The organism is Sphingobium sp. KKT206 (assembly GCF_055640555.1).
The window spans coordinates 20,443-44,385 of record NZ_CM145764.1; the positions used below are offsets into that span (position 1 = coordinate 20,443).

A 23,943-nucleotide genomic window follows, 5' to 3' on the forward strand; every position below is an offset into this window, starting at 1 on the left:
CCGAGGTTCTATGAACAAGCCGATGCCGTCCGTTCGTCGCAAGGCGACCAACATATCGCTCGATAGCGGGCTGCTGGAGGAAGCGCGGGCATTCCAGATCAACATCTCGCGCGCGTGCGAGCGCGGGCTGGCGGATCAGATTGCCGAGGCACGGGAACAGCAATGGCGCGCGGATAATGCCGATGCGCTGGCTTCGTCCAATCGGCATGTCGAGGATCAAGGTGTGCCGCTCGCCGGTTTCCGCCGCTTCTGATGGCGAAGTTCGATGTCTACCGGTCGCGTGGCGGGGCGGTCTATCTGCTCGATTGTCAGGCCGATTTGCTTAGCGATCTCAACACGCGGTTTGTCGTGCCGCTGATGCTGGAAACGGATGCGCCTAAGCCTGCCGCCCGGCTGAACCCGGTGTTCGAGATCGAAGGCAAGCCGTGCGTTATGGTGACGCAATTCGCGGCAACGGTGCCCGTGTCAGAGTTGAAAGTCAGGCTGGTGTCTTTGCGGGAGGATTCCCTCGCGATCGGCAATGCGCTCGACATGCTGATCTGCGGATTTTGAGGGGCATCGGTTGACCTTTTCACGCCTCCCCTTCAGGGGAAGGATGCGGGCATTCGCTTCGCCGAGTGGATAGCACCCACCCCAACCCCTCCCTTCGAAGGGAGGGGCTTTTTGGTTTGCAGGAAAGACTTTATGACCAACGCCAAGCTTGCTTCCCTCATGGCCCGTGGCACCGACTTTCTGGGGTGCGAGAGTGCGATCCTGTGTGGGGCGATGAGCTGGGTGTCGGAGCGCAACCTGGTGGCGGCGATCTCCAATGCCGGGGCTTTCGGGGTGATCGCGTGCGGGGCGATGACGCCGGAACTGCTCGACCGGGAGATTGCGGCGACCAAGGCGCTGACGAGCAAGCCGTTCGGCGTGAACCTGATCACCATGCATCCGCAATTGTTCGATCTGATCGACATATGCGCCAAGCATGACGTCACCCATGTCGTGCTGGCGGGGGGATTGCCGCCCAAGGGCAGTATCGAGGCGATCAAGCAGAAGGGCGCGAAGCTCATTTGCTTTGCCCCGGCGCTGAGCCTCGCCAAGAAGCTGGTGCGGTCGGGCGTCGATGCATTGGTGGTCGAGGGCATGGAAGCGGGCGGCCATATCGGCCCGGTATCAACCAGCGTGCTGGCGCAGGAAATATTGCCCGACATGGCGGCGCAGGTGCCCGTGTTCGTCGCGGGCGGGATCGGCCGAGGCGAGGCGATCGCCGCTTATCTGGAGATGGGCGCGGCGGGCGTGCAATTGGGCACGCGCTTTGCCTGCGCGACCGAGAGCATCGCCCATCCCAATTTCAAAAAGGCCTTTTTCCGCGCATCGGCGCGCGACGCGATCGCCAGCGTGCAGATCGACCCGCGCCTGCCGGTCATTCCGGTGCGCTCGCTCAAAAATGCCGGGATGGAGAATTTCACCATCAAGCAGCGCGAAGTCGCCAATATGCTCGATGAAGGCGCGGTCGACATGATGGAAGCGCAGTTGCAGATCGAACATTATTGGGCGGGCGCGCTGCGCCGCGCGGTGGTCGACGGCGATGTCGAGGGCGGGTCGCTGATGGCGGGCCAGTCGGTCGGCATGGTGACCAAGGAAGAGCCGGTCGCCGACATCATCGCGCAGCTGATGGCGCAGGCCACAGACGCGCTGGAGCGGCGAGCCGCCTGAAGGCTTGCGACGAACGGAACATCTGGCATATTTCCTCCGAGGCAAATGCCCGGCATGACCGAGGCGCAGTCCCAGCGGAGAATTTGATGTTGCCCATGCGCCGTTCCGGCCGTCTATCCCTCGTGTCGCTGGCGGTCCTGGCCGCCTGTTCGACCCCGGTGAAGCCGCCGCCACCCACGCCGCCGCCGCCCGTGGTGGAAACGATGATGCCGCGGCCGCCCATGGGGGCGGTCGAAAATATGAGCATCCCCGAAATGGAGGATGGCCAATATCTGACGCCCAATCGCAAGGTCACGTCCAATACGGCGCTGTGGCATGTGCGGATGGCGTTGAATGTCGCTGCGCTGTCGTGCCGCAGCGCCGCCGATCTGCCGCGCTTGCAATATAACCGGTTGCTGCATGTTCACGGGCCGCTGTTGACGAAGGCCAATGAGGCGGTCGATCGCAATTATACGGTGGCTTATGGCCGCCCCGGATTATCCGCGCGGGAGCGGTTGAATACGGTCGTCTATAATTTCTTTTCGCTACCGCCCGTGACCAAGAGCTTCTGCCCGGTGGCTGAGCGCGTGGGAGCCAAACTGCTGGCGATGCCATCGAGCGCGCTGCTGGACTATGCGCCCGAAGCGTTGGCGGAGCTGGAAAAGCCGTTTCAGGATTTCTATGCCGCCTATGCCGATTATCTGCGGCGGCTGGCCGAATGGCAGTCGCGGTTCGGCGCGAGCGTGACCGTGGTCGTGTCGCCAACGCCGCTGCCGCCGCCGCCCGTGCCGCCGGGTGAAGCGCCACCGCAGGGCTTTTCGCCGAGCATCACAAGCGCGATACAGCAGAATCTGCCACCGCCGCCCGATGCGCCCGCGAAACCCCCGGTTGCGCCAGCCCAGCCCGGCGCGCCATCCCAGCCAAGTGCGGCCGGGCCGAAGCTGATGATCCAGCCGCTGCCCGCCAACCAGGAATAGAGGTCAGTCGCGCGTGTCGAACCGGGCGCGCGCGGCTTCCACCGTGGCGAGGTGGGTTTCGGCCCAGGTCCACACGCCGCAAAAGGCGGCGCTCAGGCTGTTGCCGAGCGGGGTCAGCGCATAATCGACATGCGGCGGCACGACCGGATGGACGATGCGGGTGGCCAGGCCATCCCGCTCCATCTGCCGCAGGGTCTGGGTCAACATCTTCTGGCTGATCCCTTCGACCTGGCGCGCGATCTGGGTGAAGCGGAGCGTGCCCTTTTCCTCCAGCAGTTCCAGCACCAGCAGCGTCCATTTGTCGGCGACGCGGCCGATCAGCTCGTTGACGAGTCGCTCGACGCGCGGGTCGATGGGGGCGGCGTCCTCCGACAGATTATCGTTGGCGCGGGGGAGCGGGTGGCCTGCATTTTCCATTTCTTACCCTATGGTGCGTATAGCACTTTGTGGTGCCTTCTTTCCAAAAGAGAGCATGGCGATAGGATGGCGGTCAACCCATGAAGACAAGGAGTGACCCATGCAGACCACAGGCAAGACCATCCTCATCACCGGCGGCGGATCGGGCATCGGCGCGGCGCTGGCGCATGAATTTCATGGCGCGGGCAACCAGGTGATCATCGCGGGACGGCGGCAGGCGGCGCTGGATGCGGTGGTGGCCGCGCATCCCGGCATGGCGGCGATGACGCTGGATATGGAGGATGCCGCGGGGATTATCGCCTTTGCGGACAAGCTGGTTGCCGAGTTTCCGGCGCTCAATGCCGTGGTGCTGAACGCGGGCGTGATGATCGCGGAGGAGGGCATCGACCTTGCCATCGCGGAGACGACGGTGGCGACCAATTTGCTGGGGCCGATCCGGCTGAGCCATGCGCTGTTGCCGCATCTGCGGGCGCAGGCGGCGGCGAGCCTGATCACCGTATCGTCGGGGCTGGCCTTCGTGCCGCTGGCGGCGACGCCGACCTATAGCGCGACCAAGGCGGCGATTCATAGCTGGTCGCTGGCTATGCGCGCGCAGTTGGCAGGGACGAGCGTCGAGCTGATCGAGATCGTGCCGCCGGGCGTGCAGACCGACCTGATGCCGGGCCATGCCGAAAATGCGGACATGATGCCGCTGGCCGACTATATCGCCGAGACCATGGCGCTGTTGCGCCAGCAGCCGACCCCCGCCGAAATCCATGTCGAGCGGGTGAAATTTCTGAGCGAGGCGACGCAGCGCGGCGAATTCGATCAGGTGTTCGCTATGCTCAACGGCTAGGACGGATCCGCGACGGCCGAGGGCGCCTTGGGCGGCAAGGGGAAGAGGCGGACGAAGCGGTCGGCCAGCGCCCGGTCGCCCTCGATCGTCAGGGCGACATCCGCAAAGGAGGCGCCGCCATAGATGACCGCGACCAGCGCATTTGGGTCGCCGGACAGGATGACGTCCGCGCCTTCGGCTTCCCCCCGGTCGATGGTGAAGTCGCCATGGCGCAAGGTGGCGCGGAATTGCTCTTCGCCAAGGTGCAGGCCGATGGTCGCGTCCATATCGCCGATGGCGCTGCGATCAATCATCGTGCGGAGCGAGAGGATCACCGAGACCTGGCTCATCGGCTTGCCCGGTTGCATCGTCGGGGAGCGGCAGGCCCATCGGCCCAACACCCGGAACAATATTTCCGACTCGCGGCCCCAGTCGGTGAGGTCGTAAATCTGGCTCGCGGCGGGCGGGGGCAGGCGACGGCGGACGACGATGCTCTGCGCCTCCAGTTCCTCCAGCCTTTGCGTCAGCACATTGGCGCTGATTCCGGGCAGCCCGGCGCGCAGGTCGGTGAAACGCTTGGGGCCGAGCATCAATTCGCGCATGATCGGCATGGCCCAGCGATCCCCGACGATGTCCAGCGCATGGGCGACGGCGCATCCGTCCTGATAGGCTCTTTTCCGGCTGGGCGTGACCATTGGTTATCTTTTCTAACTATGTAGTTATTTAAGATAAGCATCAAAGGCATGATCCGCAAGACGGCGAGTCGCATTTGGATCGCCGACGATCGAAGGGAGAGACGCGATGGCCGACCTGAATGGGCAGTTTTTCTGGTATGAACTGATGACCAGCGATCCGCAGGCGGCGCTGGCTTTTTATGGCGATGTGGTCGGCTGGACGGCGCAGCCCTTTGGCGATGCGCCGGGCGATGATCCCTATATGGTGGTGTCGGGCAGCGCGGGGCCGGTTGGTGGCGTGATGGCGATCCCGGCTGAGGCGAAGGATTGCGGGATGCTGCCCTGGTGGGGCGGCTATGTCGGGTCGGGCGATGTCGATGCGGACGCGGCGCGGCTGGTGGCAGCGGGCGGGCAGGTGCAGCGCGAGGCGGAGGATATTCCGGGCGTCGGCCGCTTTGCGGTGATGGCCGATCCGGGCGGCGCGACCTTCATGCTGCTCAAGGGCTCCAGCCCCGACGAGATGGACCCGGTGCCGCCGATGGCGATGGGGCATGTCGGCTGGCATGAACTCTATAGCGGCGCTTTCGATGCCGATCTGGATTTCTACACCGGGGCGTTCGGTTGGACCAAGGGCGAGGCCATGGATATGGGCGAGATGGGGCTGTATCAGCTCGTTTCGCAGACCGGCGGCAGCGATTTCCAGAGCATGAGCGGGGGCATCATGCCGCAGCCCAAGGAAATGCCGGTGCCCTTGTGGCTGTTCTACTTCATCGTCGGCGATATCGACGCGGCGGTCGCGCGGGTGACGGCGGGGGGCGGCACCGTGCTCAACGGGCCGATGGCCGTGCCGGGTGGTGGCTGGATCATCCAGGCGCTCGACCCGCAGGGCGCGATGTTTGCGCTGGTGGGGATGCGCGGGGACGACACGCCATGAGCGAGGGTCTCCATGAGCTGTCCGTGACCTGCCACATCGCCGCGCCGCCCGTGACATGCTGGACGGTGTGGCGTGATCGCAAGGATGAATGGTTCTGTCCCAAGCCGTGGCGCGCCGAGGTGATCGAGGAGGATATGCGCCCCGGCGGGCGCAGCGCGGTGCGGATGTTCGGGCCGGACGGCGCGGATAGCGGGCCGATGGAGGGCGTTTTCCTGGAGGTCGTGCCGCACGAGCGGATCGTCACGACCGATGCCTATGCGGTCGGCTGGGTGCCGCAGACGCCGTTCCTGACCGCGATCTGGTCCTTCGCGCCGGAGGGCGAGGGGACGCGCTTCACCGCGACGGCGCGCCATTGGGATGCGCAGGCCAAGGCGCGGCACCTGGAGATGGGCTTCCATCCTGGGTGGGATGCGATGATGGCGCAGTTTAAGGTGTTGTGCGAGGTGGTGGGGTGAGGTGGGAAGGGGGCCATCGACTAAACTAAGACGTCAGACCATCCGAGGGTAGGCGAAGCGCAACGCTCGCTTTTTGCTCCAAAATCCTCCCCTGTAAGGGGAGGGGGACCACGAAGTGGTGGAGGGGTGTCACCCTATCGAGAGCGTGACACCCCTCCGTCAGGGCTACGCCCTGCCACCTCCCCTGCCAGGGGAGGAATTTCGGGAAGCGACAAAAAGCGGATTTTGCGCTGTCCAAATCATTTGCGGTTTGCTGTCATTTCCGACATTCGATAGGCTCACCGAACGTCAGTCCATTCCGATATATCTGATATAGAAGAGCTATCTAAAACGCTTAGCGCTATGACTGGACTGCTCCGAAGCCATGATCTGAAGTTCTGGGCCGACGAATTAGATCGTTGTCAGAAAATTATAGATCAGTCAGATTTCTTTGGCGTGGAACGCTTGCTTCGGTTTTACGGCGGCATGGGATCGTTAAACGATGTGATCCTTCAAGGCTCCAGTATTTTCATTTGGCTAGACAATCGGAAATTTGATCGGCTGCGTCGAAGAGCATATGACAAGGCAACAGCGCTGGCGCGAGAGCGACCTTTGATTAGCAGGCGACAGCCCTAAAGAGCTGCCCTTCCACTATCCACCCTCGCCCATCACCCCAGCGAAAGCTGGAGGCTCAGGCGATGGCGGGATCGGGCTGGGGCAGGCGCCTAGTTCCGCTGTTTCGCGATGCCGCCTGAGATGCCAGCTTTCGCTGGCATGACGGACGAAGGCAGGTCGCGAGGCGTTTGACGCCGCCCTCCAGCCCCGCCCGCACCATCGCCGCACCAACGCAAAGGGCGCCCGGTTGCCCGGACGCCCTTTGCACTTGCCGTAGTGAAAAACCTTATGCCTTGTAGACCTTGTCCACGGCGGCGCGGAATTTGGCCATGTCGTCGGCGGAGCCGACGGTGACGCGGGAGACGGTGGGCCAGATGGCCCAGCTGCGGCCGATCTGGACCTTTTCAGGGGTGGCGATCAGTGCGGCCTGCATGTCCTTGGCGGGCTTTTTCCAGTTGACCATGAACATATTGGCCTGGCTGCCGGGCTGCACCTCGATGCCCTTCTTGGTCAGATAGGCGATGGTTTCTTCGCGGTTGGCGATCATTTCCTCGCGGCGGGCCTTGATGAGCGGGGCTTCGGTGTAAACCGCGTTGCCGCAGGCCATGGCGGTGATCGACAGGCCACCGGCCGTAGGACCAAACAGCATCAGGCGCTTTTGCACTTCGGGATCGGCGAAGGTGAGGCCGAGGCGGATGCCCGCCATGCCGAACAGCTTGGAGAAGGTCCGCATGACGATGATGTCCTTGCGGGCCCCGATCAGCGTGGCGGCGCTCGGCGCTTCGGAGAAGTGCAGATAGGCTTCGTCGACCAGCAGCATCGAATCGGCAGGCTTATTGTCGAGCAGCCATTTGATGTCCGCCAGCGGCGTCACCGTGCCGGTCGGGTTGTTGGGAGTGCAGATATAATAGAGGCCCGCATTGGGGTTGGCGGCGAGCATCGCCTTGACGTCATGGCCCTGGCCGATGGCCTGTGGTGCCTTGGCAATGGGGGCCTTCATATAATCGGCGGTGCGCCAGGCGGATTCGAAGGTCGGGTCGGCGGTGACCAGGCCTTTGGTCGGCGAACAATAGGCCGCGACGCTGCTGACCAGCGGACCACCCGAACCGGGCCACACCATGACATGGGTTTCGGGGATGCCCTCGACCGTGGCGACGGTCTTGACCAGTTCGCCGCGATAATTGTCGGGGTCGTACCAGTTGCCAAGCGAACCAGCCGCGGCGATCGCTTCGACACCGGCGGGGAAGGGGCCGGTCCAGCATTCGTTGGCACCGATGCGGACCGCACCCTTGATGCCGCGCCCGGCCTGCTGCTGCGCCAGGGCAGCGCCGCTCAGCAGCGAACTGGCAGCGACGCCCGCGCCCAGCAGCGCAGCAACCTCGGCCAGTTGACGGCGCGAATAGCCGCGCCCGATCAAATCGTCCTTGGCTTCCTTGTCCAGCATCATCGTCATGTCGATTGTCCCCTCTGTTCCAGAAAACGGAAACTTCATTGCATCAGACGAAGCAGCGCGTCATTTCCGCAATGCCGCCCGGTGATTTTTGCAATTTTATGCCGGTTGCCGTTCCATAGTTAACGGAAACCGTCATCAATAGTGCATGAATCGCCTTGGAAAGCGGACCGCGCATCTGGTAGCGCATGAGCCATGCCCAGCACCCCCGCCGCCGCCGCCCGCCAGATCCTGATCCGCCTGCAGGAGGTGATGGCGTCGCGCACCAGCGCGCAGGCGAAATTGAACAAGGTGGTGGAGGTGATCGGCGAGTCGCTGTCGAGCGAGGTCTGCTCCATCTATCTGGTGCGCGAGGGCGTGCTGGAACTGTTCGCGACGCGCGGGTTGAAGCAGGAAGCGGTGCATGTCACCCGCATGGCGATGGGCGAGGGGCTGGTCGGCCTGATCGCCACCAATGTCGAGACGCTGAACCTGGACGAAGCCGCGTCGCACCCCGACTTCGCCTATCGCCCCGAAACCGGGGAAGAATTGTTCCACAGCTTTGCCGGTGTGCCGATCGTGCGGCGCGAGCGCGCGATCGGCGTATTGTGCGTGCAGCATGCCGATCCGCGCAAATATGAAGAGGTGGAGATAGAGGCGCTCCAGACCGTCGCGATGGTGATGTCGGAGCTGATCGCCAATGCCGAACTGGCCGATGATGGCCAGGCCGAATTGCGCGTGACCGATACCGGTACGACGCTGCTGCACGGGTTGCAGTTGGTGATGGGCATGGCGCGGGGCCATGTGGTGTTCCACCAGCCGCGCGTGCATATCGAACATACCGTCGCGGAAGATACCGAGGCGGAGCGGGCGCGCGTCATTTCTGCCTTCGCCAAGATGCGCGAGCAGATCGACCGGATGACCGGCGCGGCCGAATTCGGCATGGAGGGCGAGCATCAGGAGGTTTTGGAAACCTACAAGATGTTCGCTTATGACGAGGGCTGGACGCGGCGGATCAATGAAGCGATCGACAGCGGCCTGACCGCCGAGGCGGCGATCGAACGGGTGCAGCAGCGCACGCGGATGCGGATGCGGCAGATCGACGATCCGTTATTGTCCGACCGGATGCATGATCTGGAGGATCTGGCCAACCGGCTGTTGCGGATCGTGTCGGGGCAATTGGGGACGGCGGCGCAAATGGGGTTGCGGCAGGACGCGATCCTGATCGCGCGCAACCTGGGGCCGGCCGAATTGCTGGAATATGACCGGCGGCGGTTGAAGGGCGTGATCCTGGAGGAAGGATCGCTGACCGCCCATGTCACCATCGTCGCGCGCGCCATGGGCGTGCCGGTGCTGGGCCGGGTGCGCGACATCCGCCATCTGGTGAATGAGGGCGACCTCATCCTGATGGACGTCAACGCCAACAGCCTGCTGATCCGCCCGACCGCCGACATGGACGAGGCGTTCGAGAACAAGCTGCATGTGACGCAGAAGCGGCGCGCCGAGTTCGTCGCCATGCGTGACCTGCCATCGGTCACCGCCGATGGGCAGCGGGTGGAGCTGATGGTCAATGCAGGCCTTCGCGAAGATGCGCAGGCGCTCGACATGGTGGGGGCGGACGGCATCGGGCTGTTCCGCACCGAGTTTCAGTTCCTGGTGTCGGCTACCTTGCCCCAGCGCGAAAAGCAGCAGCGGCTCTACAAGGATGTGCTGGATGCGGCAGGCGACCGGCCGGTCATCTTCCGCACCGTCGACATCGGCGGGGACAAGGCGCTGCCCTATATGCAGCGCGAGGATGACGAGCATGAGGATAATCCGGCGATGGGCTGGCGCGCGCTGCGGCTGGCGCTGGATCGCGACGGATTGATGAAGGCGCAGGCGCGCGCGCTGCTGGAAGCGGCGGCGGGCAAGATCCTCTATGTCATGTTCCCGATGGTGTCGGAACCGTGGGAATATGAGGAAGCGCGTGCGCTGGTCGAGCATCAGCGCGAATGGCTGCTGGCGCGCAAGAAGAAGCTGCCGATCGCGGTGCGCTATGGGGCGATGCTGGAAGTGCCGGCGCTGGCCGAGGTGCTGGACATATTATTGCCGCGCGTCGATTTCCTGTCGATCGGGACCAATGACCTGACGCAATTTCTGTTCGCGGCCGACCGCGCCCATCCCAAGCTCGCCGAACGTTATGACTGGCTGAGCATCGCGATCCTGCGCTTCCTCGACCGAGTGGCGCGGACATGCCAGGCGCATAGCGTGCCCGTGGGCGTGTGCGGCGAAATGGGCGGGCGGACGCTGGAGGCGATGGCGCTGATCGGCCTTGGTATCCGGCGGCTGTCGATCACCCCGGCGTCGGTCGGGCCGGTCAAGGCGATGATCCGCGCGATCGATGCGAGTGAAGTGCAGGCGTTGATGCGCGAGCTGCTCGATAGTGGCGAACGCAACATTCGCGCGCGGCTGACGCAATGGGCGGCTGAGCGGCATATCGAGCTGGGATAAGGGGCGAACTGCGGCAAGAAGGGCTTGCCGCCGTTGACAACGCCCGTCCCACAGTGAGACAAGGCCTCACTCTAAGGTCGCGGAGCAGCATGGCAGACGAAATGGAATTGGAGCCGGGCGCAGGTAGCGTACCGGATACGCAGCCCGATACACCCGGCGCGAAGCTGCGCGTCGCGCGCGAAGCGATGGGGCTGTCCTTGTCCGACATTGCGACACGCACCCGGATCGCCCAGCGTCAGCTCGAAGCGGTCGAGCGCGACGATTATGCCGCCTTGCCCGGCATTCCCTATGCGGTCGGCTTTGCGCGGGCCTATGCCCGTGCCGTGGGGCTGGACGAAGTGGCGATCGCCGCGCAAGTGCGCCAGGGCGTGCATGGCGCGGATATGACCGCCAATCGCTACGAGATGTTCGAACCGGCCGATCCCGCGCGGGTGCCGTCGCGCACGCTGGCCTGGACGGCGGCGGCGATCGTGGTCCTGCTGGTGGCGGGATGGGTGATCTGGCGCGCGCAGATGGCGACGCCGCCTTCGAGCGAACAGATAGTGGCGCAGGACGAGGCTCGGCCTGCGGCGGCGCGTCCGGTGGCTGGGGCTGCGGTAGCCCCTGCGGCGCAACCCGTCGTGCTGACCGCGGTCGATGATGTGTGGCTGCGCATCTATGACGAGGCGGGCGAGCGGTTGAAGGACGGGCTGATGAAGAAGGGCGAGAGCTTCGCCGTGCCCGCGGCCGCGCGTAATCCCATGATCCTGACCGGCCGTCCGCAGGCGCTGGCCGTGACGGTCGGGGGCAAGGCGGTGGCACCGCTGGGCGCGGCCGATCGCACCATCGCCGATGTGCCGATCAGCGCCGAGGCGTTGCTGGCGCGGGGCACGGCGGAAGCGGCTGCGCCTGCGGCGGCTGCGCCCGCACCCCGGCCGACGGCGCAACGGCGTGTGGCGCGTCCGGTCGCCCAGCCTGCGGCCGAGGATGCGGGTACGAGCGCGGCAACGCCATCTGCCGCCTCGCCCACTCCGGCGGCCCCATCGGGCAGCGGCGCGGCAACGCCCGAATAACCATGCACGTCGCGCTTTACCGCGCGGAATAACGGCTTATGGTTAAAGCGTAAGAGTTAGTCGGGGAACATCATGCGTCACGTCCTATTCGCGACATCTGCCATGGCGTGGAGCGCGCCGTTGCTGCTGGCGCTCGCGCCGCCGGTCTCGGCGCAAACGGTGGAAGGCCGGGTCGACCGGCTGGAAAAGGAAATGCGCGCGGTGCAGCGCAAGGTGTTCCCCGCCGGAACGCCGATCGAGGCGCAGATCACCCGGCCGACGACGCCGACGATAGCGCCGGGATCGCCGTCTTCCTCGCCGATTTCCGACCTGACCGCGCGGGTGGGCGCGCTGGAATCGCAGCTGTCGTCGATCACGGGGCAGGTCGAGGAAAACAGCTTCAAGCTCAAGCAGTTGGAAGAGGCGTTCAACCGCTACAAGGCGGATACCGACGCGCGCTTGGCTCCGGCCGAAGCGCCAGTCGCGGTTCGGCCGACCGTGTCTGCGCCGGTGGCGGCTGATCCCGCACCCGTCGCGGCAAAGCCCGCTGCGCCCAAGCCGGCGGCTGCTGCGCCCGCGAGCGAAGAGCGCAAGACGGCGGTCGCGGCGATCGAGCGGCCCGATACGGGTGACGCGGCGCAGGACGCCTATACTTATGGTTTCCGCCTGTGGGACGCCAAATTCTATCCCGAAGCGCAGGGGCAGTTGAAGGCGACGGTGGACAAATATGGCACCGCTTCCGTCGCTAGCCGCGCCGCCAATCTGCTCGGCCGCGCCTATCTGGACGATGGCAAGCCCGCGCTCGCCTCGGTCGCCTTCTATGAAAATTATCAGAAGCGCCCGCGTGGCGATCGCGCGGCCGACAGCCTTGCTTATCTGGGTGAGGCGCTGATCCAGCTGAAAAAACCGGCCGATGCCTGCAAAGTCTATGCGGAGCTGGAGCAGGTCTATGGCGAAAGCCTGTCGTCGAGCCTGCGCGGCATGATGGCGCAGGGCCGCACCAGGGCGAAGTGCAGCTGAACGAGGCTGGGCTGATCGCCGCGACGCGGGCGATCATCGGAGCAACGCAAGGGGTGCGCTTCGGTGTCGCCGTGTCGGGCGGGCCGGACAGCATGGCTTTATTGGCGCTGGCCGCGCGCGCCTTTGCAGGCCAGGTCGCGGCGGTGACGATGGACCATGGGCTGCGTGCGGCATCCGCCGATGAAGCGGCGATGGTCGCGGGCTGGTGCGCGACGCAGGCCATTCCCCACGCCATCGTAACACCCGATGCGCCGGTCAGCGGCAATGTACAGGGCTGGGCACGGGCGCAGCGCTATGCCGCGATCGAAACATGGCGGGCGGCGCAGGGGATCGACTGGATCATGACCGCGCATCATGCCGACGATCAGTTGGAAACCATGCTGATGCGGCTCAATCGGGGATCGGGCGTGGCCGGGCTGGCTGGCGTGCGGGCGCGGTCGGGGCGGGTGATCCGGCCGCTGCTGGCGGCGCGTAAGGCGGATTTGCTGGCCTTTGCGCGGGCTGAAGCGCTGCCCTTTGTCGATGATCCGTCCAACAGCGATGCGCGGTTCGACCGGGCGGCTTTGCGGACGGCGCTGGCGGGGGTGGACTGGCTGGACGTGCAGGCGGCGGGGCGCAGTGCGGCGGCGCTCGCAGAGGCGGAGGCGGCGCTCGACTGGAGCGTCGCTGACCTAGCGGCGCGGCATGTGCGCGCGTGGGGTGATGGCTGGACGCTCGATCGCACCGACCTGCCACGCGAATATCTGCGGCGGTTATTGTTGCTGATGCTGGAACGGGCGGGAGCCGGTGCGGTGCCGCGTGGCGATGCGATCGACCGGGCGATCGCCACGGCGCAGGCGGGGGGGCGGGCGAGTCTGGGTGACTGGTTGTTGAGCGGGGGGGCTGTCTGGACCTTGCATCCCGCACCGCCCCGCCGCGCATCTCCGCCTATCAGACCGCGATCTATCTGATCCGCATTTGCGCACGCCGGGCGCGCTTGCGCTTTTGCGGACGCGCCCTATCTTGGCGGGTGAAAGAGAGTGCAGATGAACGACGAGAAAGACCCGCAGACCAATCCCTGGATCAAGAGCGCCATGATATGGGCCGGGGTGATCGTCGCCCTGCTGCTGTTCGTGTCGATGTTCGAGCGGCCGACGGGCGCCGCTGGCAGCGAGATCGCCTATTCGGAATTCCGCGCCAAGGTGCAGGAAGGCCAGGTCAAGGACGTCGCCATCGCGCCGGACAAGATCACCGGAACGCTCGCCAATGGCGATCGCTTCGCGACGCTGCCCGTGGCCGATCCGGCGCTGACCGGCTTGCTCGACCAAAATGGTGTCAAATATTCCGGGCAAGCCGAAGCGCAGCCGAGCTTCTGGATGATCCTTGTCTATCAGTCGCTGCCGTTCCTGCTGATCCTGGGCATCGCGTTTTTCGTGTTGCGCCAGATGCAGAAGGGTGGCGGCGCGGGCGGCGCGATGGGCTTTGGCAAGTCCAAGGCCAAGCTGCTGACCGAAAAGCATGGCAAGGTCACCTTCCAGGACGTCGCGGGCATCGATGAAGCGCGCGAAGAGCTGGAGGAAATCGTCGAGTTTTTGAAAGACCCGACCAAGTTTGCGCGTCTGGGCGGCAAGATCCCCAAGGGCGCGTTGCTGGTCGGTTCGCCCGGCACCGGCAAGACGCTGCTGGCGCGCGCGATCGCGGGCGAGGCCGGCGTGCCTTTCTTCACCATTTCGGGTTCGGACTTTGTCGAGATGTTCGTCGGCGTCGGCGCAAGCCGCGTGCGCGACATGTTCGAACAGGCCAAGAAAAATGCGCCCTGCATCGTGTTCATCGATGAAATCGACGCGGTCGGTCGCCATCGTGGCGCGGGCCTGGGCAATGGCAATGACGAGCGCGAGCAGACGCTGAACCAGTTGCTGGTCGAGATGGACGGTTTCGAGGCCAATGAAGGCATCATCATCGTCGCGGCGACCAACCGTCCCGACGTGCTGGACCCTGCGCTGCTGCGGCCGGGCCGCTTCGACCGTCAGGTCGTGGTGCCCCGTCCCGATATCGAAGGCCGCGAGAAGATTTTGGCCGTCCACATGAAGAAGGTGCCGCTGGCGCCCGACGTCGAACCACGCACCATCGCGCGCGGCACACCGGGCTTTTCCGGCGCGGACCTCGCCAACCTGGTCAACGAAGCGGCGCTGATGGCGGCGCGGCGGGGCAAGCGGCTGGTCGCGATGTCCGAGTTCGAATCGGCCAAGGACAAGGTGATGATGGGGGCGGAACGCCGCTCCATGGTCATGACCGACGATGAGAAGAAGATGACCGCCTATCATGAGGCGGGCCATGCGATCATCGCCGTGCATGAACCGGCGTCGGACCCGATCCACAAGGCGACGATCATTCCGCGCGGTCGTGCGTTGGGCATGGTGATGCGCCTGCCCGAGCGCGACAGCTATAGCTATCATCGCGACAAGATGCACGCGAACATGGCCGTCGCCATGGGGGGCCGCGTCGCCGAGGAAATCATCTTCGGCTATGACAAGGTGTCGAGCGGTGCGTCGGGCGACATCCAGTACGCCACCAAGCTGGCGCGCGACATGGTCACCCAATGGGGCATGTCCGACAAGCTGGGTCCGCTGCAATATGAAGAGCAGCAGGGCGAGACGTTCCTTGGCTATTCGCAGAGCCAGCGCGTGCATATGTCGGACGAGACTGCCAAGCTGATCGACGCGGAAATTCGTGGGCTAGTGGAACAGGGCTATGCCCGTGCGCAGGAATTGCTGACGGGCCATGAGGCGCAACTGCATCTGCTGGCCAATGCACTGCTGGAATATGAGACGCTGAGCGGCGACGAGATTAAGGCGCTGCTAGACAAGGGCGAGATAACCCGTGACGACGGGACGACGATCAAGCCTTCGGTCATTCCGGCGGCCGGATCGTCCATCCCCAAGACGCGCAAGCGCAAGGGGCCGTTCGGCGATCCCTCTCCTGCCGGGGCGTAAGCGGTGAGGATTTGAAAAAGAGGGCGCTGCCGCGAGGTGGCGCCCTTTTTCGTGTCGATGGGGGAGGGCGATTATGGGGACGTTCGATGACATCCATGCGCGGTTGCGCGCCGTCATGCTGGACAATGCGCCGGGGCAGGTGGTGGCGAAGGATGAACCGGGCGATCTGGTCGTGCGCACCGCCACCGTCGATCCCAAGACCGGGCAGCCGGGCTGGTTCGGGACGGTGACGATCAAGAAAAGCTATGTCGCCTATCATCTGATGCCGCTTTATACCGATGCTGCCTTGTCGGAGAGTGTGTCGCTTGCGCTGGCCAAGCGGCGGCAGGGGAAGACCTGTTTTAACTTCAAGGTGGTGGATGAGGCGTTGTTTGGCGAACTGGCGTCGCTGACGCGTAGGGCCGCGGGTTTGTAGCGGTGTTTCGCGATACTTGCGGCTAAGGGCGTCTAACGCGTTGTAAGGGCGTCACCCTATTGAGAGCGTGACACCCCTCCGTCAGGCCTGCGGCCAGTCACCTCCCCTGCCAGGGGAGGATGACGAAGGGGGACGTCGCCTTAATCGTCACCCAGGACTTGATCCAGGCATCCCGCTTTTTGCGCGAAGAAAAGCGGGATGCCGGGTCAAGCCCGGCATGACGAATGGGAGAATGGCAATGTGCGACCATCTGTTGCCGTCTATGCCGCTTGCGGCGCTGCCCAGAAGCAGACACATATAGCTGGCATATTCAACGTGAAGAAATATGAAGGCGGCATTCTGGCGTTTCGCACATATGCGTTACCAAGGGCGCCATGCCTTACTCCACCTGATCCACGCGCCAGTGAATCAGGAAAACCATCCCCTCTTAAGATGCTGATTGAGTTTGGATCCTAGCGACAGCTTTTGAAGTCACATTTTGATATCTGGCGCGGATCTCCGAAAGGCAAAGAACGATACCAGTTGTCAAAGCCAGTTTCTGGCCCAAAGCTAGGTAACGTCGGTTCAATACCTTCTGTCACTGGATCGTCGGTAATTTCTACATAGACGCGCGTTAAACGGGTGCCTGAGCCAAAGCTATTGGTAAGATCGGATGGGTCGACAATTTCGATTGTTTTAGGATCGTTTTGATCGCGAAATCGGACCATTTTTGGGCAGCTTAGGCCGATCCATGCCGGGTTTACACATTGTAAATCGCCGGTGGCACCTACCATCGTTTTTATGTGACGAATGTCATCCATGCGATCTTTGAAACGGGGTTTGATCAGGCGATCGCTTAACGGTGCTCTACGTCGATCGCCAAAGATATTTTCCGGATACCCGGAATCTGCAGCCACTAAAGCGTAAAGATAGCCACGGCCCGGAATTACCACCCTAACCGCTTCACCTCGAAATCGAGCATTATAGGGGCTTGCTAATGGAAGGATGGCCTTGGCTACAGCAATGGACCAGACCGCCGAACCAGACCGTTTAGTACCTCGATCATCGACCTCTACAGTTACGCGATAGCGCACTTCGGCAGCCCGCTGACATCCTGCAAGCGTTGCAAAGGCTACTGCCATGACGGCTACGAGCCATAGTCGATTAGATTGTCGCATCGTCGCTCTGATACTTTCTTTCGATGAACAAAATATGCTTCTGCCAGCCTTTCGCTAACCATATCTGCGACCGCATACGCTTGATCGTATAGACCCCAAAAAATGGGCGATGTCGGTTCATGCGATGTTGCTCTCGTAAGCCGACAGTCCGCCATCCACCCTTAGCGTCACCCCAGCGAAAGCTGGGGTCTCAGGAGATGGCGCGATGGCGTGGCGACATGTGCCAAGCCCGACTGTTCCTCGCCTCCGCCTGAGATGCCAGCCTGCGCTGGCATGATGGCTAGGATATGTGCCCGCTGTCGCAGGACTAGGGGCCGCTACCGACGGTCCGCGACCCACCCCTTCCCGCAATCGCAAACCCCTCCCACACGCCACCCCACTACTCCGCAATAAATCCCGCAAAGGGACTGGCCGTATCAGGGCGGAGTGGTTACATGGGCCGCCACAAAACCCCTGGGGTCTGCCACAGACCCCGCAGCAGAAAGTGGCTTGTTCCATGGAAATCCGCCTCGGCCTCACCTTCGACGACGTGCTGTTGCAGCCCGGCGAATCCGATGTGCTGCCAAGTCAGGCGGACACCAGCACGTTCGTCACCAAGGCGATCAAGCTGAACATCCCGATCCTGTCGTCGGCGATGGATACGGTGACCGAAGCGGACATGGCGATCGTCATGGCGCAGCTGGGCGGCATCGGCGTGTTGCACCGCAACCTGTCGGTCGAGGAGCAGGCGGATGCGGTGCGCGCGGTCAAGCGGTTCGAGAGCGGCATGGTCGTCAACCCCATCACCATCCTGCCCAATGCCACGCTGGCCGATGCGCAGATGCTGATGAAGCGGCACCGGATCAGCGGCATTCCCGTGGTCGAGGCGAGCGGCAAGCTGGTCGGCATATTGACGCACCGCGACACGCGCTTTGCCGAGAATCCGGCCCAGCCAGTCAGCGAATTGATGACCAAGGATAATCTGGCGACGGTCAAGGTCGGCGTGGGGCAGGAAGAGGCGCAGCGCCTGTTGCACCAGCGTCGGATCGAGAAATTGCTGGTGGTGGACGAGGCCTATCATTGCGTCGGCCTGATCACCGTCAAGGATATCGAAAAGGCGGTGACCTATCCGCAGGCGACCAAGGACGGCACCGGCCGCCTGCGCGTCGCGGCGGCGACGACGGTCGGCGAAAAGGGGCTGGAGCGCAGCCGCGCGCTCATTGATGCAGAATGCGACCTGATCGTCATCGACACGGCGCATGGCCATAGCAAACAGGTGTCGGCGGCGGTCGAGGCGGTTAAGCGCCTGTCCAACAATGTGCAGGTGGTCGCGGGCAATGTCGCCACCGCCGAAGCGACCAAGGCGCTGATCGGCGCAGGCGCGGATTGCGTGAAGGTCGGCATCGGGCCGGGATCGATCTGCACCACGCGCGTCGTCGCGGGCGTGGGCGTGCCGCAGCTGACCGCCGTCATGGATTCGGCGGAGGAAGCCGCCAAGCAGGGTGTGCCGGTGATCGCCGATGGCGGGCTGCGCACCAGCGGCGACCTGGCCAAGGCGCTGGCGGCGGGCGCAGGCTGCGTCATGGTCGGATCGCTGCTGGCGGGCACGGCCGAAGCGCCGGGCGAAACCTTCCTCTATCAGGGTCGCGCCTATAAGAGCTATCGCGGCATGGGCAGCGTCGGCGCGATGGCGCGGGGGTCGGCCGATCGCTATTTCCAGGCGGATATCAAGGACCAGATGAAGCTGGTGCCCGAAGGGATTGAAGGCCAGGTGCCGTTCAAGGGACCGGCCAAGGACGTCATCCACCAGCTGGTCGGCGGCGTGAAGGCGGCGATGGGCTATACCGGCAGCGCGACGATCAAGGATTTGCAGGAACGCGCGCGCTTTGTGCAGATCACCAATGCCGGATTGTCGGAAAGCCATGTTCATGATGTGACGATCACGCGGGAAGCACCCAATTATCCGACGCGGTAAATCCTCCCCGGTACGGGGAGGGGGACCGCCGGCGAAGCCGGTGGTGGAGGGGGCCAGCCACACGGCACGCCGGATCTTTTATGACTGTTAACGCCTTCCAATGCAGTTCTTCTGATTGATGTTGAGTTTGCCTCCCTCCCCCTCCACCACGCCGCTGCGCGTCGCGGTCCCCCTCCCCGTGCCGGGGAGGATATGACCCCCTCTGCTCGCATCCAGGCTGCGATCGATTTGCTCGACGCTATCATTGCGTCGGCGCGGGATGGTGGGCCGGCGGCGGATACGTTGATCGCGCGCTATTTCAAGGAGCGGCGCTATGCCGGGTCGCGCGATCGGCGGGCGGTGCGCGATCATGTCTATGACGCGATCCGCCGCGCGGGCGAGCGGCCGGAGACGGGCCGGGAGGCGATGATCGGGCTGGCGGAAGAGCAGCCGGAGCTGGCCGCTTTGTTCGACGGATCGACCCATGCGCCGCTGCCGATCGAGCCGGGCGAGGTCGGTGCTGCGGCAGGCAGCGTGCCGGGCTGGCTGGTGCCGCTCATCGCTGCGCCGGTCGAGCAGGACGCGTTGCTGGGCCGCGCGCCGGTGGACCTGCGGGTCAATCGGTTGAAGGCCACGCCGCAGGCGGTCGCGCCCTTGTTCCCCGACGCTGCGCCGATCGCGGCACTGCCCGATGCGTTGCGCCTGCCCGAAGGCTATCCGGTCGAAAAGGATGCGGCGTGGAAGGATGGCCTGGTTGAGGTGCAGGATGCAGGCAGCCAGGCGATCGCGCTGGCGTGCGGCGCGCAGCCCGGCATGACCGTGGTGGACATGTGCGCCGGGGCGGGGGGCAAGACGCTGGCGCTGGCCGCGGCGATGGCGGGGCAGGGGACGCTGATCGCCGCCGACACGATCCGCTCGCGGCTGGCAAGGCTGGGGCCACGCGCGCAGCGGGCCGGGGCGACCTTCATCGAGACATTGCTGCTGGACCAGAGCCATGAGGCGCGGGGCCTCGCCAGCCTGAACTGGCAGGCCGATGTCGTGCTGGTCGATGCGCCCTGTTCGGGCACAGGCACCTGGCGGCGCAATCCCGAAGCGCGCTGGCGGTTGACGGCGGCGCGGCTCGATCGGCTGGTCGCGGAACAGGCCCGCATCCTCGATTTCGCCGCGCCCTTGCTGGCACCGGGCGGGGCGCTGGTCTATGCCACTTGCGCATTGACCGATCGTGAGGGGAAAGCCCAGGTGGACGCCTTCCTGCGCCGACATGCCGGGTGGACGCCCGAAGTGATAGACTTGCCGCTGGGCCGGGCACATGGCGCGGGCTGGTTGCTGACGCCGGGGCATGACGGCACGGACGGCTTTTTCTTCGCCCGGCTGCGGCGGACGGCCGCGTAAAACAGCCCATGGACAAGCGCCCGCAAAATCGCGAGACTTGGCCAAAATCTGTGCCTGAATCAGCGCCTGAAACATGGCTGGAGATACTCATGCGTTTTACCCCCGCCTCGATCGCCCTCGCGCTTGTCCTGACCACAGTGTCGAGCATGGGCCTGAGCCAGCGCCCGGACAGCCAGATCAGCCCGGCGTCGGTCGAATGGCAGAAAGCGGGCGAGACCGCGCGCCAGGCGGGCAATATGCAGGGCGCGACCGACGCGCTGGAAAGCGCGCTGGCGATCGATCCGCGCAACCGCGCCGCCTATGTCGAACTCGCCGCCGTCGCGCGGGCGCAGGGTTTGCAGGGGAAGGCGATCCGCCTGTATCGCGAAGCCTTGCTGCTCGATCCCACCGATGTGGTCGCGCTGGCGGGACAGGGCGAGGCGATGGTGGAGAAGGGGGCTGTGGCGCGGGCCAAGGAGGTGCTGACGCAGGCGCAGGGGCTGTGCAAGGGCGTGTGCGCGCCCGTCGACAAGCTCGCCGCCGCGATCCAGAAAGGCCCGCCTGCGGTAGCGATGACGAGCAAGGACGTGGTGCCCGCGCCCAAGGTTGCGCCGACCGAGCAGCCGTAAGGGGGCTCCCGTTCGTTTCGAGAAAGCCAATATCGTTGATTTCGGCGCGAGGTGGATTTGATCTCAACCGTTCGTGCTGAGTAGCGACTGAGCTTGTCGAAGGCGCGTATCGAAGCATCTGCGCCTAGCCCAATCCTTCGATACGCCATTTCGACTTCGCTCAATGGCTACTCAGGACGAACGGTATGGGAATATTACCCGGTTAAATCGCCACCACTTGCGGTAGGATCGCATCGAGCAGGAGTAGCCCTGCGGGGGTGACGTGTAAGTGGGTGCCGTGGTGGCGGAGAAGGTCGATCTCCGTCAGTTGCGCGATGGCGCGTTCGTCCACCAGCCGCGATAAAGCTAAGCCCGACTGCGCCGCGATGCGGGCAAGGTCCACGCCTTCATGCAGGCGCAGGCCCATCAACAGCGCTTCACGCGCGCGGTCTTCGCCCCCCAGCCCGTCCTCGCTCTGGCTGCCATGGCCGTTGCGGGCGACCGCGCCGATCCAGTTTTCGGGCTTGCGGTGGCGTTGCGTCGCCATGCCGCCGCGCCGTCCATGCGCGCCGGGGCCGATGCCGATATAATCGCCATAGCGCCAATAGACGAGATTGTGGCGGCTCTGTTGCCCGGCGCGGGCGTGGTTGCTGATCTCATAAGCGGGGATGCCCGCCGCCGCGGTCATCGCCTGCGTCAATTCATAGAGCGTCGCGCCATGATCGGGATCGGCGGGGGTCAGCTTGCCCTGCGCGACCAGCGTGGCGAAGCGGGTGCCCGGCTCGATAGTCAGCTGATAGAGCGACAAGTGCCCGGTGCTGAAGGCCAGCGCGCGGGCGAGTTCGGCCTGCCAGGCGGCCTCGCTCTGGCCGGGGCGGGCGTAGATGAGGTCGAAACTGACCCGATCGAACACCGATTGCGCGGTGGCGAGCGCGGCCAGCCCTTCGGCGACGTCATGCGCACGGCCGAGGAAGTGCAGCGCCTCATCCTCCAGCGCCTGCAGGCCGAGCGAGACGCGATTGATCCCGGCGGAGGCCAGATCGGCAAAGCGCGCGGCCTCGACCGAATTGGGATTGGCCTCCAGCGTGATCTCGATATCGGGGGTGAAGCCCCAATGGCCCTGCGCGGCGGCGATGAGCGTCTCGACCAGAGCGGGCGGCATCAGCGACGGCGTGCCGCCGCCAAAGAAGATCGACGAGAGCGGGCGTCCAGTGGTCAGCGACGCCTCATAGGCCATGTCGGCGAGCAACGCGCTGCGCCAAGCGTCGATGTCCACGCCGTCGCGCACATGGCTGTTGAAGTCGCAATAGGGGCATTTCGACACGCAGAAGGGCCAATGGATATAGAGCGCTTGCGGGTCGGGGGCGGCGAGGGCGGCGGAGGGAATGGAGGACATTGGGATGGCGTCGTAGAGCCTTTTGGCGGGCGGGGCTACAGGCAGGGCACCGACGCGCGCATGGATATTTTTAGCGGGACGGCGCATTGAGCGGGATCAGTACCGCTGCAGGAGACGACAGTATGCGCTACCCTAAGCTGGCTTGGGCGACTTCCGTTTGTGCGCTGATCGGCTTGGCCGCCTGTGGTGCGCCCAAGCAACCCGATGTCGCAGAAAGCCGCAATGATGCAGCAGCGCCTTTGGTTGCGAGCCCCGACGTGGACGCGGCGCCGCAAACCGCTGCCCCGGTTAATGTCGCCACGGCGGCAGCGGCGCCCCAGCCCCTGTCCTGCGCGGCGGACATCGGATCGGCGGCTGCCGCCGAGCGCGTCAAGCTGTGCCGTAATGTGTCGCCCGCGACGCATCCGCCCTGCAATGCGGCCAATAGCTGCGCGCTGATCGAGGATGAGATTGCGCGCAGTTGCGCCCTGTTCGGCGGGAAAGGCGACCCGATGCCGGGATGCGACCCTGCGCCCAAGAGCATGGCGGCGGCGATCGCCGTCGTGCAGCGCTATTATGCCGCGATCAACGCCAGGGATTATGGCACGGCCTGGGCGCAATGGGGGGATGACGGCCCGCCGAACCAGACATTGCAGGCCTATCAGGCGGGCTTTGCCAATACCCGGTCGACGCGCGTGACGATCGGCAAGGTGGAGCCGGGTAGCGCTGGCGCTGGGTCGATCTATCAGACGGTGCCGGTGACGGTGGATTCGCAGTTGCAGAACGGCACTGTCCAACGATTTGCTGGCGATTATGTCCTGCGGCGGGTCAATGATGTGGACGGGGCATCGCCCGGCCAATTGCGCTGGCATATTGGTCAGGCGACGCTGAAGGCCGTGCCCGCGCGCTGACGTGGACATGATACAGAATCAGAATGTCGCCGCGACCAGTTGGGCGAAGGCGTCGGCGCGATGGCTCATGGCGTGTTTCACGTCGGGGTCCATCTCGCCGAAGCTGATGTCATGGCCGAGCGGCACGAACATCGCGTCATAGCCAAAGCCCTTGTCCCCGCGCGGGGGCCAGACGAGCGTGCCGTCGACCCGACCCTCGAACGCCTGGATATGGCCGTCGGGCCAGGCGAGGGCGAGGGCGCAGATGAAATGGGCGTCATGGCCCGCATCTGGGCCTTTGGCCTCGATCCCGTCCCACACTTTCTGCATGGCGAGCGCGAAGTCCTTGGATTCGCCCGCCCAGCGCGCGGAGAAGAGACCCGGATCGCCGCCCAGCGCCTCGACGCACAAGCCGCTATCGTCGGCGAGCGCGGGCAGGCCGGAAAGGTCGGCGGCCTGCATCGCCTTGAGTTCGGCATTGGCGATGAAGGTGGTGCCGGTTTCCTCCGGTTCGGGCAGGTCGAGCGTGGCGGCCGAGATCGGTTCGATCCCATAGGGGCCAAGCAAGGCGGCGATCTCGCGCACCTTGCCCGCATTATGGCTGGCGATCACCAGCTTGCCGGGGGCGAGCTTGCGGATCGCCTGTTCCTGTCCGAATTGGTCGGTCATGATCCGATTCCTCGTGCTGAACCAAAATCCCGTTCGCCCTG

The 23,943-nt window shown here is 64.6% G+C and carries 25 protein-coding genes; 18 read left to right on the top strand and 7 right to left on the bottom strand.

The genetic code is table 11. From position 1 onward, the window contains the following. Positions 1–10 precede the first annotated feature (10 nt). The 4 genes from ACZ2HM_RS00115 (at position 11) to ACZ2HM_RS00130 (ending at position 2,654) form a co-directional block, all read left to right on the top strand. Positions 11–253, top strand: coding sequence for a type II toxin-antitoxin system CcdA family antitoxin (locus tag ACZ2HM_RS00115; RefSeq protein ID WP_037473190.1), 243 nt, complete (start codon positions 11–13; stop codon positions 251–253). Further along, positions 253–552 (top strand): CcdB family protein, encoded by a 300-nt coding sequence (locus ACZ2HM_RS00120; RefSeq protein WP_470425872.1) that lies wholly within the window; start codon positions 253–255, stop codon positions 550–552. The genes ACZ2HM_RS00115 and ACZ2HM_RS00120 overlap by 1 nt, the downstream gene beginning before the upstream one ends. 132 nt (positions 553–684) lie before the next feature. After that, positions 685–1,698, top strand: a complete 1,014-nt coding sequence (locus ACZ2HM_RS00125; protein WP_037473187.1) for an NAD(P)H-dependent flavin oxidoreductase — start codon at positions 685–687, stop codon at positions 1,696–1,698. A gap of 86 nt (positions 1,699–1,784) precedes the next feature. Next, positions 1,785–2,654, top strand: coding sequence for a hypothetical protein (locus ACZ2HM_RS00130; protein ID WP_470425873.1), 870 nt, complete (start codon positions 1,785–1,787; stop codon positions 2,652–2,654). Between the two features lie 3 nt (positions 2,655–2,657). Here the strand turns inward: ACZ2HM_RS00130 and ACZ2HM_RS00135 are convergent, their stop codons facing one another. Continuing rightward, positions 2,658–3,071 (bottom strand): winged helix-turn-helix transcriptional regulator, encoded by a 414-nt coding sequence (locus tag ACZ2HM_RS00135; RefSeq protein WP_096062574.1) that lies wholly within the window; start codon positions 3,069–3,071, stop codon positions 2,658–2,660. Positions 3,072–3,171: 100 nt separating this feature from the next. On the opposite strand from ACZ2HM_RS00135, the gene ACZ2HM_RS00140 reads away from it, so the two are divergent. Then, entirely contained in the window at positions 3,172–3,906 is a 735-nt protein-coding gene (locus ACZ2HM_RS00140; protein WP_470425874.1) for an SDR family oxidoreductase, read from the top strand. On the opposite strand, the gene ACZ2HM_RS00145 is transcribed toward ACZ2HM_RS00140, so the two are convergent. Beyond that, a complete protein-coding gene (locus ACZ2HM_RS00145) occupies positions 3,903–4,580 on the bottom strand; it encodes a winged helix-turn-helix transcriptional regulator (protein WP_470425875.1) in 678 nt (225 codons plus the stop codon). The genes ACZ2HM_RS00140 and ACZ2HM_RS00145 overlap by 4 nt on opposite strands. A 106-nt stretch (positions 4,581–4,686) precedes the next feature. On the opposite strand from ACZ2HM_RS00145, the gene ACZ2HM_RS00150 reads away from it, so the two are divergent. The 3 genes from ACZ2HM_RS00150 to ACZ2HM_RS00160 all read left to right on the top strand — a co-directional run bounded on the left by ACZ2HM_RS00150 (position 4,687) and on the right by ACZ2HM_RS00160 (position 6,563). Continuing rightward, positions 4,687–5,493: a VOC family protein gene (locus tag ACZ2HM_RS00150; RefSeq protein WP_470425876.1), complete on the top strand. Its 807-nt coding sequence runs from the start codon at positions 4,687–4,689 to the stop codon at positions 5,491–5,493. Further along, complete coding sequence (locus ACZ2HM_RS00155) at positions 5,490–5,948, top strand: SRPBCC domain-containing protein (protein ID WP_470425877.1); 459 nt, start codon at positions 5,490–5,492, stop codon at positions 5,946–5,948. Before ACZ2HM_RS00150 ends, ACZ2HM_RS00155 begins: the two co-directional genes overlap by 4 nt. A 342-nt stretch (positions 5,949–6,290) precedes the next feature. Continuing rightward, positions 6,291–6,563, top strand: coding sequence for a DUF6966 domain-containing protein (locus ACZ2HM_RS00160; protein ID WP_443019498.1), 273 nt, complete (start codon positions 6,291–6,293; stop codon positions 6,561–6,563). 265 nt (positions 6,564–6,828) lie between these two features. Here the strand turns inward: ACZ2HM_RS00160 and ACZ2HM_RS00165 are convergent, their stop codons facing one another. Together ACZ2HM_RS00165 and ACZ2HM_RS00170 are read right to left on the bottom strand one after the other, a co-directional pair. Then, positions 6,829–7,995 carry a pyridoxal phosphate-dependent aminotransferase gene (locus ACZ2HM_RS00165; protein WP_470425878.1) on the bottom strand — a complete coding sequence of 389 codons (1,167 nt, stop codon included), beginning with the start codon at positions 7,993–7,995 and terminating at the stop codon, positions 6,829–6,831. 43 nt (positions 7,996–8,038) lie between these two features. After that, positions 8,039–8,182: a hypothetical protein gene (locus tag ACZ2HM_RS00170; protein WP_470425879.1), complete on the bottom strand. Its 144-nt coding sequence runs from the start codon at positions 8,180–8,182 to the stop codon at positions 8,039–8,041. A gap of 5 nt (positions 8,183–8,187) precedes the next feature. Here ACZ2HM_RS00170 and ptsP point away from each other — a divergent pair, with 5 nt between their 5' ends. The 6 genes from ptsP (at position 8,188) to ACZ2HM_RS00200 (ending at position 15,899) form a co-directional block, all read left to right on the top strand. Then, entirely contained in the window at positions 8,188–10,461 is a 2,274-nt protein-coding gene (gene ptsP, locus ACZ2HM_RS00175) for a phosphoenolpyruvate--protein phosphotransferase (protein WP_470425880.1), read from the top strand. Between the two features lie 89 nt (positions 10,462–10,550). Then, a complete protein-coding gene (locus ACZ2HM_RS00180) occupies positions 10,551–11,513 on the top strand; it encodes a helix-turn-helix domain-containing protein (RefSeq protein ID WP_470425881.1) in 963 nt (320 codons plus the stop codon). A 72-nt stretch (positions 11,514–11,585) separates the two neighbouring features. Beyond that, positions 11,586–12,512, top strand: coding sequence for a hypothetical protein (locus ACZ2HM_RS00185; RefSeq protein WP_470425882.1), 927 nt, complete (start codon positions 11,586–11,588; stop codon positions 12,510–12,512). Continuing rightward, positions 12,503–13,462 (top strand): tRNA lysidine(34) synthetase TilS, encoded by a 960-nt coding sequence (tilS, locus tag ACZ2HM_RS00190; protein WP_470425883.1) that lies wholly within the window; start codon positions 12,503–12,505, stop codon positions 13,460–13,462. The genes ACZ2HM_RS00185 and tilS overlap by 10 nt, the downstream gene beginning before the upstream one ends. A gap of 75 nt (positions 13,463–13,537) precedes the next feature. Next, positions 13,538–15,484 carry an ATP-dependent zinc metalloprotease FtsH gene (ftsH, locus tag ACZ2HM_RS00195; protein ID WP_470425884.1) on the top strand — a complete coding sequence of 649 codons (1,947 nt, stop codon included), beginning with the start codon at positions 13,538–13,540 and terminating at the stop codon, positions 15,482–15,484. Between the two features lie 73 nt (positions 15,485–15,557). Continuing rightward, positions 15,558–15,899 (top strand): hypothetical protein, encoded by a 342-nt coding sequence (locus ACZ2HM_RS00200; protein WP_470425885.1) that lies wholly within the window; start codon positions 15,558–15,560, stop codon positions 15,897–15,899. Positions 15,900–16,351: 452 nt separating this feature from the next. Here ACZ2HM_RS00200 and ACZ2HM_RS00205 read toward each other — a convergent pair whose 3' ends face one another. Continuing rightward, on the bottom strand, positions 16,352–17,020 hold the full coding sequence (locus tag ACZ2HM_RS00205) for a hypothetical protein (protein ID WP_470425886.1): 669 nt from the start codon (positions 17,018–17,020) through the stop codon (positions 16,352–16,354). A gap of 532 nt (positions 17,021–17,552) precedes the next feature. Here ACZ2HM_RS00205 and guaB point away from each other — a divergent pair. The 3 genes from guaB to ACZ2HM_RS00220 all read left to right on the top strand — a co-directional run bounded on the left by guaB (position 17,553) and on the right by ACZ2HM_RS00220 (position 20,989). Next, positions 17,553–19,010, top strand: a complete 1,458-nt coding sequence (guaB, locus tag ACZ2HM_RS00210; protein WP_037472637.1) for an IMP dehydrogenase — start codon at positions 17,553–17,555, stop codon at positions 19,008–19,010. A 192-nt stretch (positions 19,011–19,202) separates the two neighbouring features. Further along, positions 19,203–20,381: an RsmB/NOP family class I SAM-dependent RNA methyltransferase gene (locus ACZ2HM_RS00215; protein WP_470425887.1), complete on the top strand. Its 1,179-nt coding sequence runs from the start codon at positions 19,203–19,205 to the stop codon at positions 20,379–20,381. A gap of 89 nt (positions 20,382–20,470) precedes the next feature. Continuing rightward, positions 20,471–20,989 carry a tetratricopeptide repeat protein gene (locus tag ACZ2HM_RS00220; protein ID WP_470425888.1) on the top strand — a complete coding sequence of 173 codons (519 nt, stop codon included), beginning with the start codon at positions 20,471–20,473 and terminating at the stop codon, positions 20,987–20,989. Between the two features lie 202 nt (positions 20,990–21,191). On the opposite strand, the gene hemW is transcribed toward ACZ2HM_RS00220, so the two are convergent. Beyond that, entirely contained in the window at positions 21,192–22,364 is a 1,173-nt protein-coding gene (gene hemW / locus ACZ2HM_RS00225) for a radical SAM family heme chaperone HemW (RefSeq protein ID WP_470426886.1), read from the bottom strand. Positions 22,365–22,486: 122 nt separating this feature from the next. On the opposite strand from hemW, the gene ACZ2HM_RS00230 reads away from it, so the two are divergent. Further along, positions 22,487–23,254, top strand: a complete 768-nt coding sequence (locus tag ACZ2HM_RS00230) for a hypothetical protein (RefSeq protein WP_470425889.1) — start codon at positions 22,487–22,489, stop codon at positions 23,252–23,254. Positions 23,255–23,272: 18 nt separating this feature from the next. Here the strand turns inward: ACZ2HM_RS00230 and rdgB are convergent, their stop codons facing one another. After that, entirely contained in the window at positions 23,273–23,902 is a 630-nt protein-coding gene (rdgB, locus tag ACZ2HM_RS00235; RefSeq protein WP_470425890.1) for an RdgB/HAM1 family non-canonical purine NTP pyrophosphatase, read from the bottom strand. Positions 23,903–23,943: the final 41 nt, after the last annotated feature.

Excerpts from the sequence above, each read along its gene's own strand:
- ACZ2HM_RS00115 (WP_037473190.1), top strand. The coding sequence starts at position 11 with ATGAACAAGCCGATGCCGTCCGTTCGTCGCAAGGCGACCAACATATCG.
- ACZ2HM_RS00120 (WP_470425872.1), top strand. The coding sequence starts at position 253 with ATGGCGAAGTTCGATGTCTACCGGTCGCGTGGCGGGGCGGTCTATCTG.
- ACZ2HM_RS00125 (WP_037473187.1), top strand. The coding sequence starts at position 685 with ATGACCAACGCCAAGCTTGCTTCCCTCATGGCCCGTGGCACCGACTTT.
- ACZ2HM_RS00130 (WP_470425873.1), top strand. The coding sequence starts at position 1,785 with ATGTTGCCCATGCGCCGTTCCGGCCGTCTATCCCTCGTGTCGCTGGCG.
- ACZ2HM_RS00135 (WP_096062574.1), bottom strand. The coding sequence starts at position 3,071 with ATGGAAAATGCAGGCCACCCGCTCCCCCGCGCCAACGATAATCTGTCG.
- ACZ2HM_RS00140 (WP_470425874.1), top strand. The coding sequence starts at position 3,172 with ATGCAGACCACAGGCAAGACCATCCTCATCACCGGCGGCGGATCGGGC.
- ACZ2HM_RS00145 (WP_470425875.1), bottom strand. The coding sequence starts at position 4,580 with ATGGTCACGCCCAGCCGGAAAAGAGCCTATCAGGACGGATGCGCCGTC.
- ACZ2HM_RS00150 (WP_470425876.1), top strand. The coding sequence starts at position 4,687 with ATGGCCGACCTGAATGGGCAGTTTTTCTGGTATGAACTGATGACCAGC.
- ACZ2HM_RS00155 (WP_470425877.1), top strand. The coding sequence starts at position 5,490 with ATGAGCGAGGGTCTCCATGAGCTGTCCGTGACCTGCCACATCGCCGCG.
- ACZ2HM_RS00160 (WP_443019498.1), top strand. The coding sequence starts at position 6,291 with ATGACTGGACTGCTCCGAAGCCATGATCTGAAGTTCTGGGCCGACGAA.
- ACZ2HM_RS00165 (WP_470425878.1), bottom strand. The coding sequence starts at position 7,995 with ATGACGATGATGCTGGACAAGGAAGCCAAGGACGATTTGATCGGGCGC.
- ACZ2HM_RS00170 (WP_470425879.1), bottom strand. The coding sequence starts at position 8,182 with ATGCGCTACCAGATGCGCGGTCCGCTTTCCAAGGCGATTCATGCACTA.
- ptsP (WP_470425880.1), top strand. The coding sequence starts at position 8,188 with ATGCCCAGCACCCCCGCCGCCGCCGCCCGCCAGATCCTGATCCGCCTG.
- ACZ2HM_RS00180 (WP_470425881.1), top strand. The coding sequence starts at position 10,551 with ATGGCAGACGAAATGGAATTGGAGCCGGGCGCAGGTAGCGTACCGGAT.
- ACZ2HM_RS00185 (WP_470425882.1), top strand. The coding sequence starts at position 11,586 with ATGCGTCACGTCCTATTCGCGACATCTGCCATGGCGTGGAGCGCGCCG.
- ftsH (WP_470425884.1), top strand. The coding sequence starts at position 13,538 with ATGAACGACGAGAAAGACCCGCAGACCAATCCCTGGATCAAGAGCGCC.
- ACZ2HM_RS00200 (WP_470425885.1), top strand. The coding sequence starts at position 15,558 with ATGGGGACGTTCGATGACATCCATGCGCGGTTGCGCGCCGTCATGCTG.
- ACZ2HM_RS00205 (WP_470425886.1), bottom strand. The coding sequence starts at position 17,020 with ATGGCAGTAGCCTTTGCAACGCTTGCAGGATGTCAGCGGGCTGCCGAA.
- guaB (WP_037472637.1), top strand. The coding sequence starts at position 17,553 with ATGGAAATCCGCCTCGGCCTCACCTTCGACGACGTGCTGTTGCAGCCC.
- ACZ2HM_RS00215 (WP_470425887.1), top strand. The coding sequence starts at position 19,203 with ATGACCCCCTCTGCTCGCATCCAGGCTGCGATCGATTTGCTCGACGCT.
- ACZ2HM_RS00220 (WP_470425888.1), top strand. The coding sequence starts at position 20,471 with ATGCGTTTTACCCCCGCCTCGATCGCCCTCGCGCTTGTCCTGACCACA.
- hemW (WP_470426886.1), bottom strand. The coding sequence starts at position 22,364 with ATGTCCTCCATTCCCTCCGCCGCCCTCGCCGCCCCCGACCCGCAAGCG.
- ACZ2HM_RS00230 (WP_470425889.1), top strand. The coding sequence starts at position 22,487 with ATGCGCTACCCTAAGCTGGCTTGGGCGACTTCCGTTTGTGCGCTGATC.
- rdgB (WP_470425890.1), bottom strand. The coding sequence starts at position 23,902 with ATGACCGACCAATTCGGACAGGAACAGGCGATCCGCAAGCTCGCCCCC.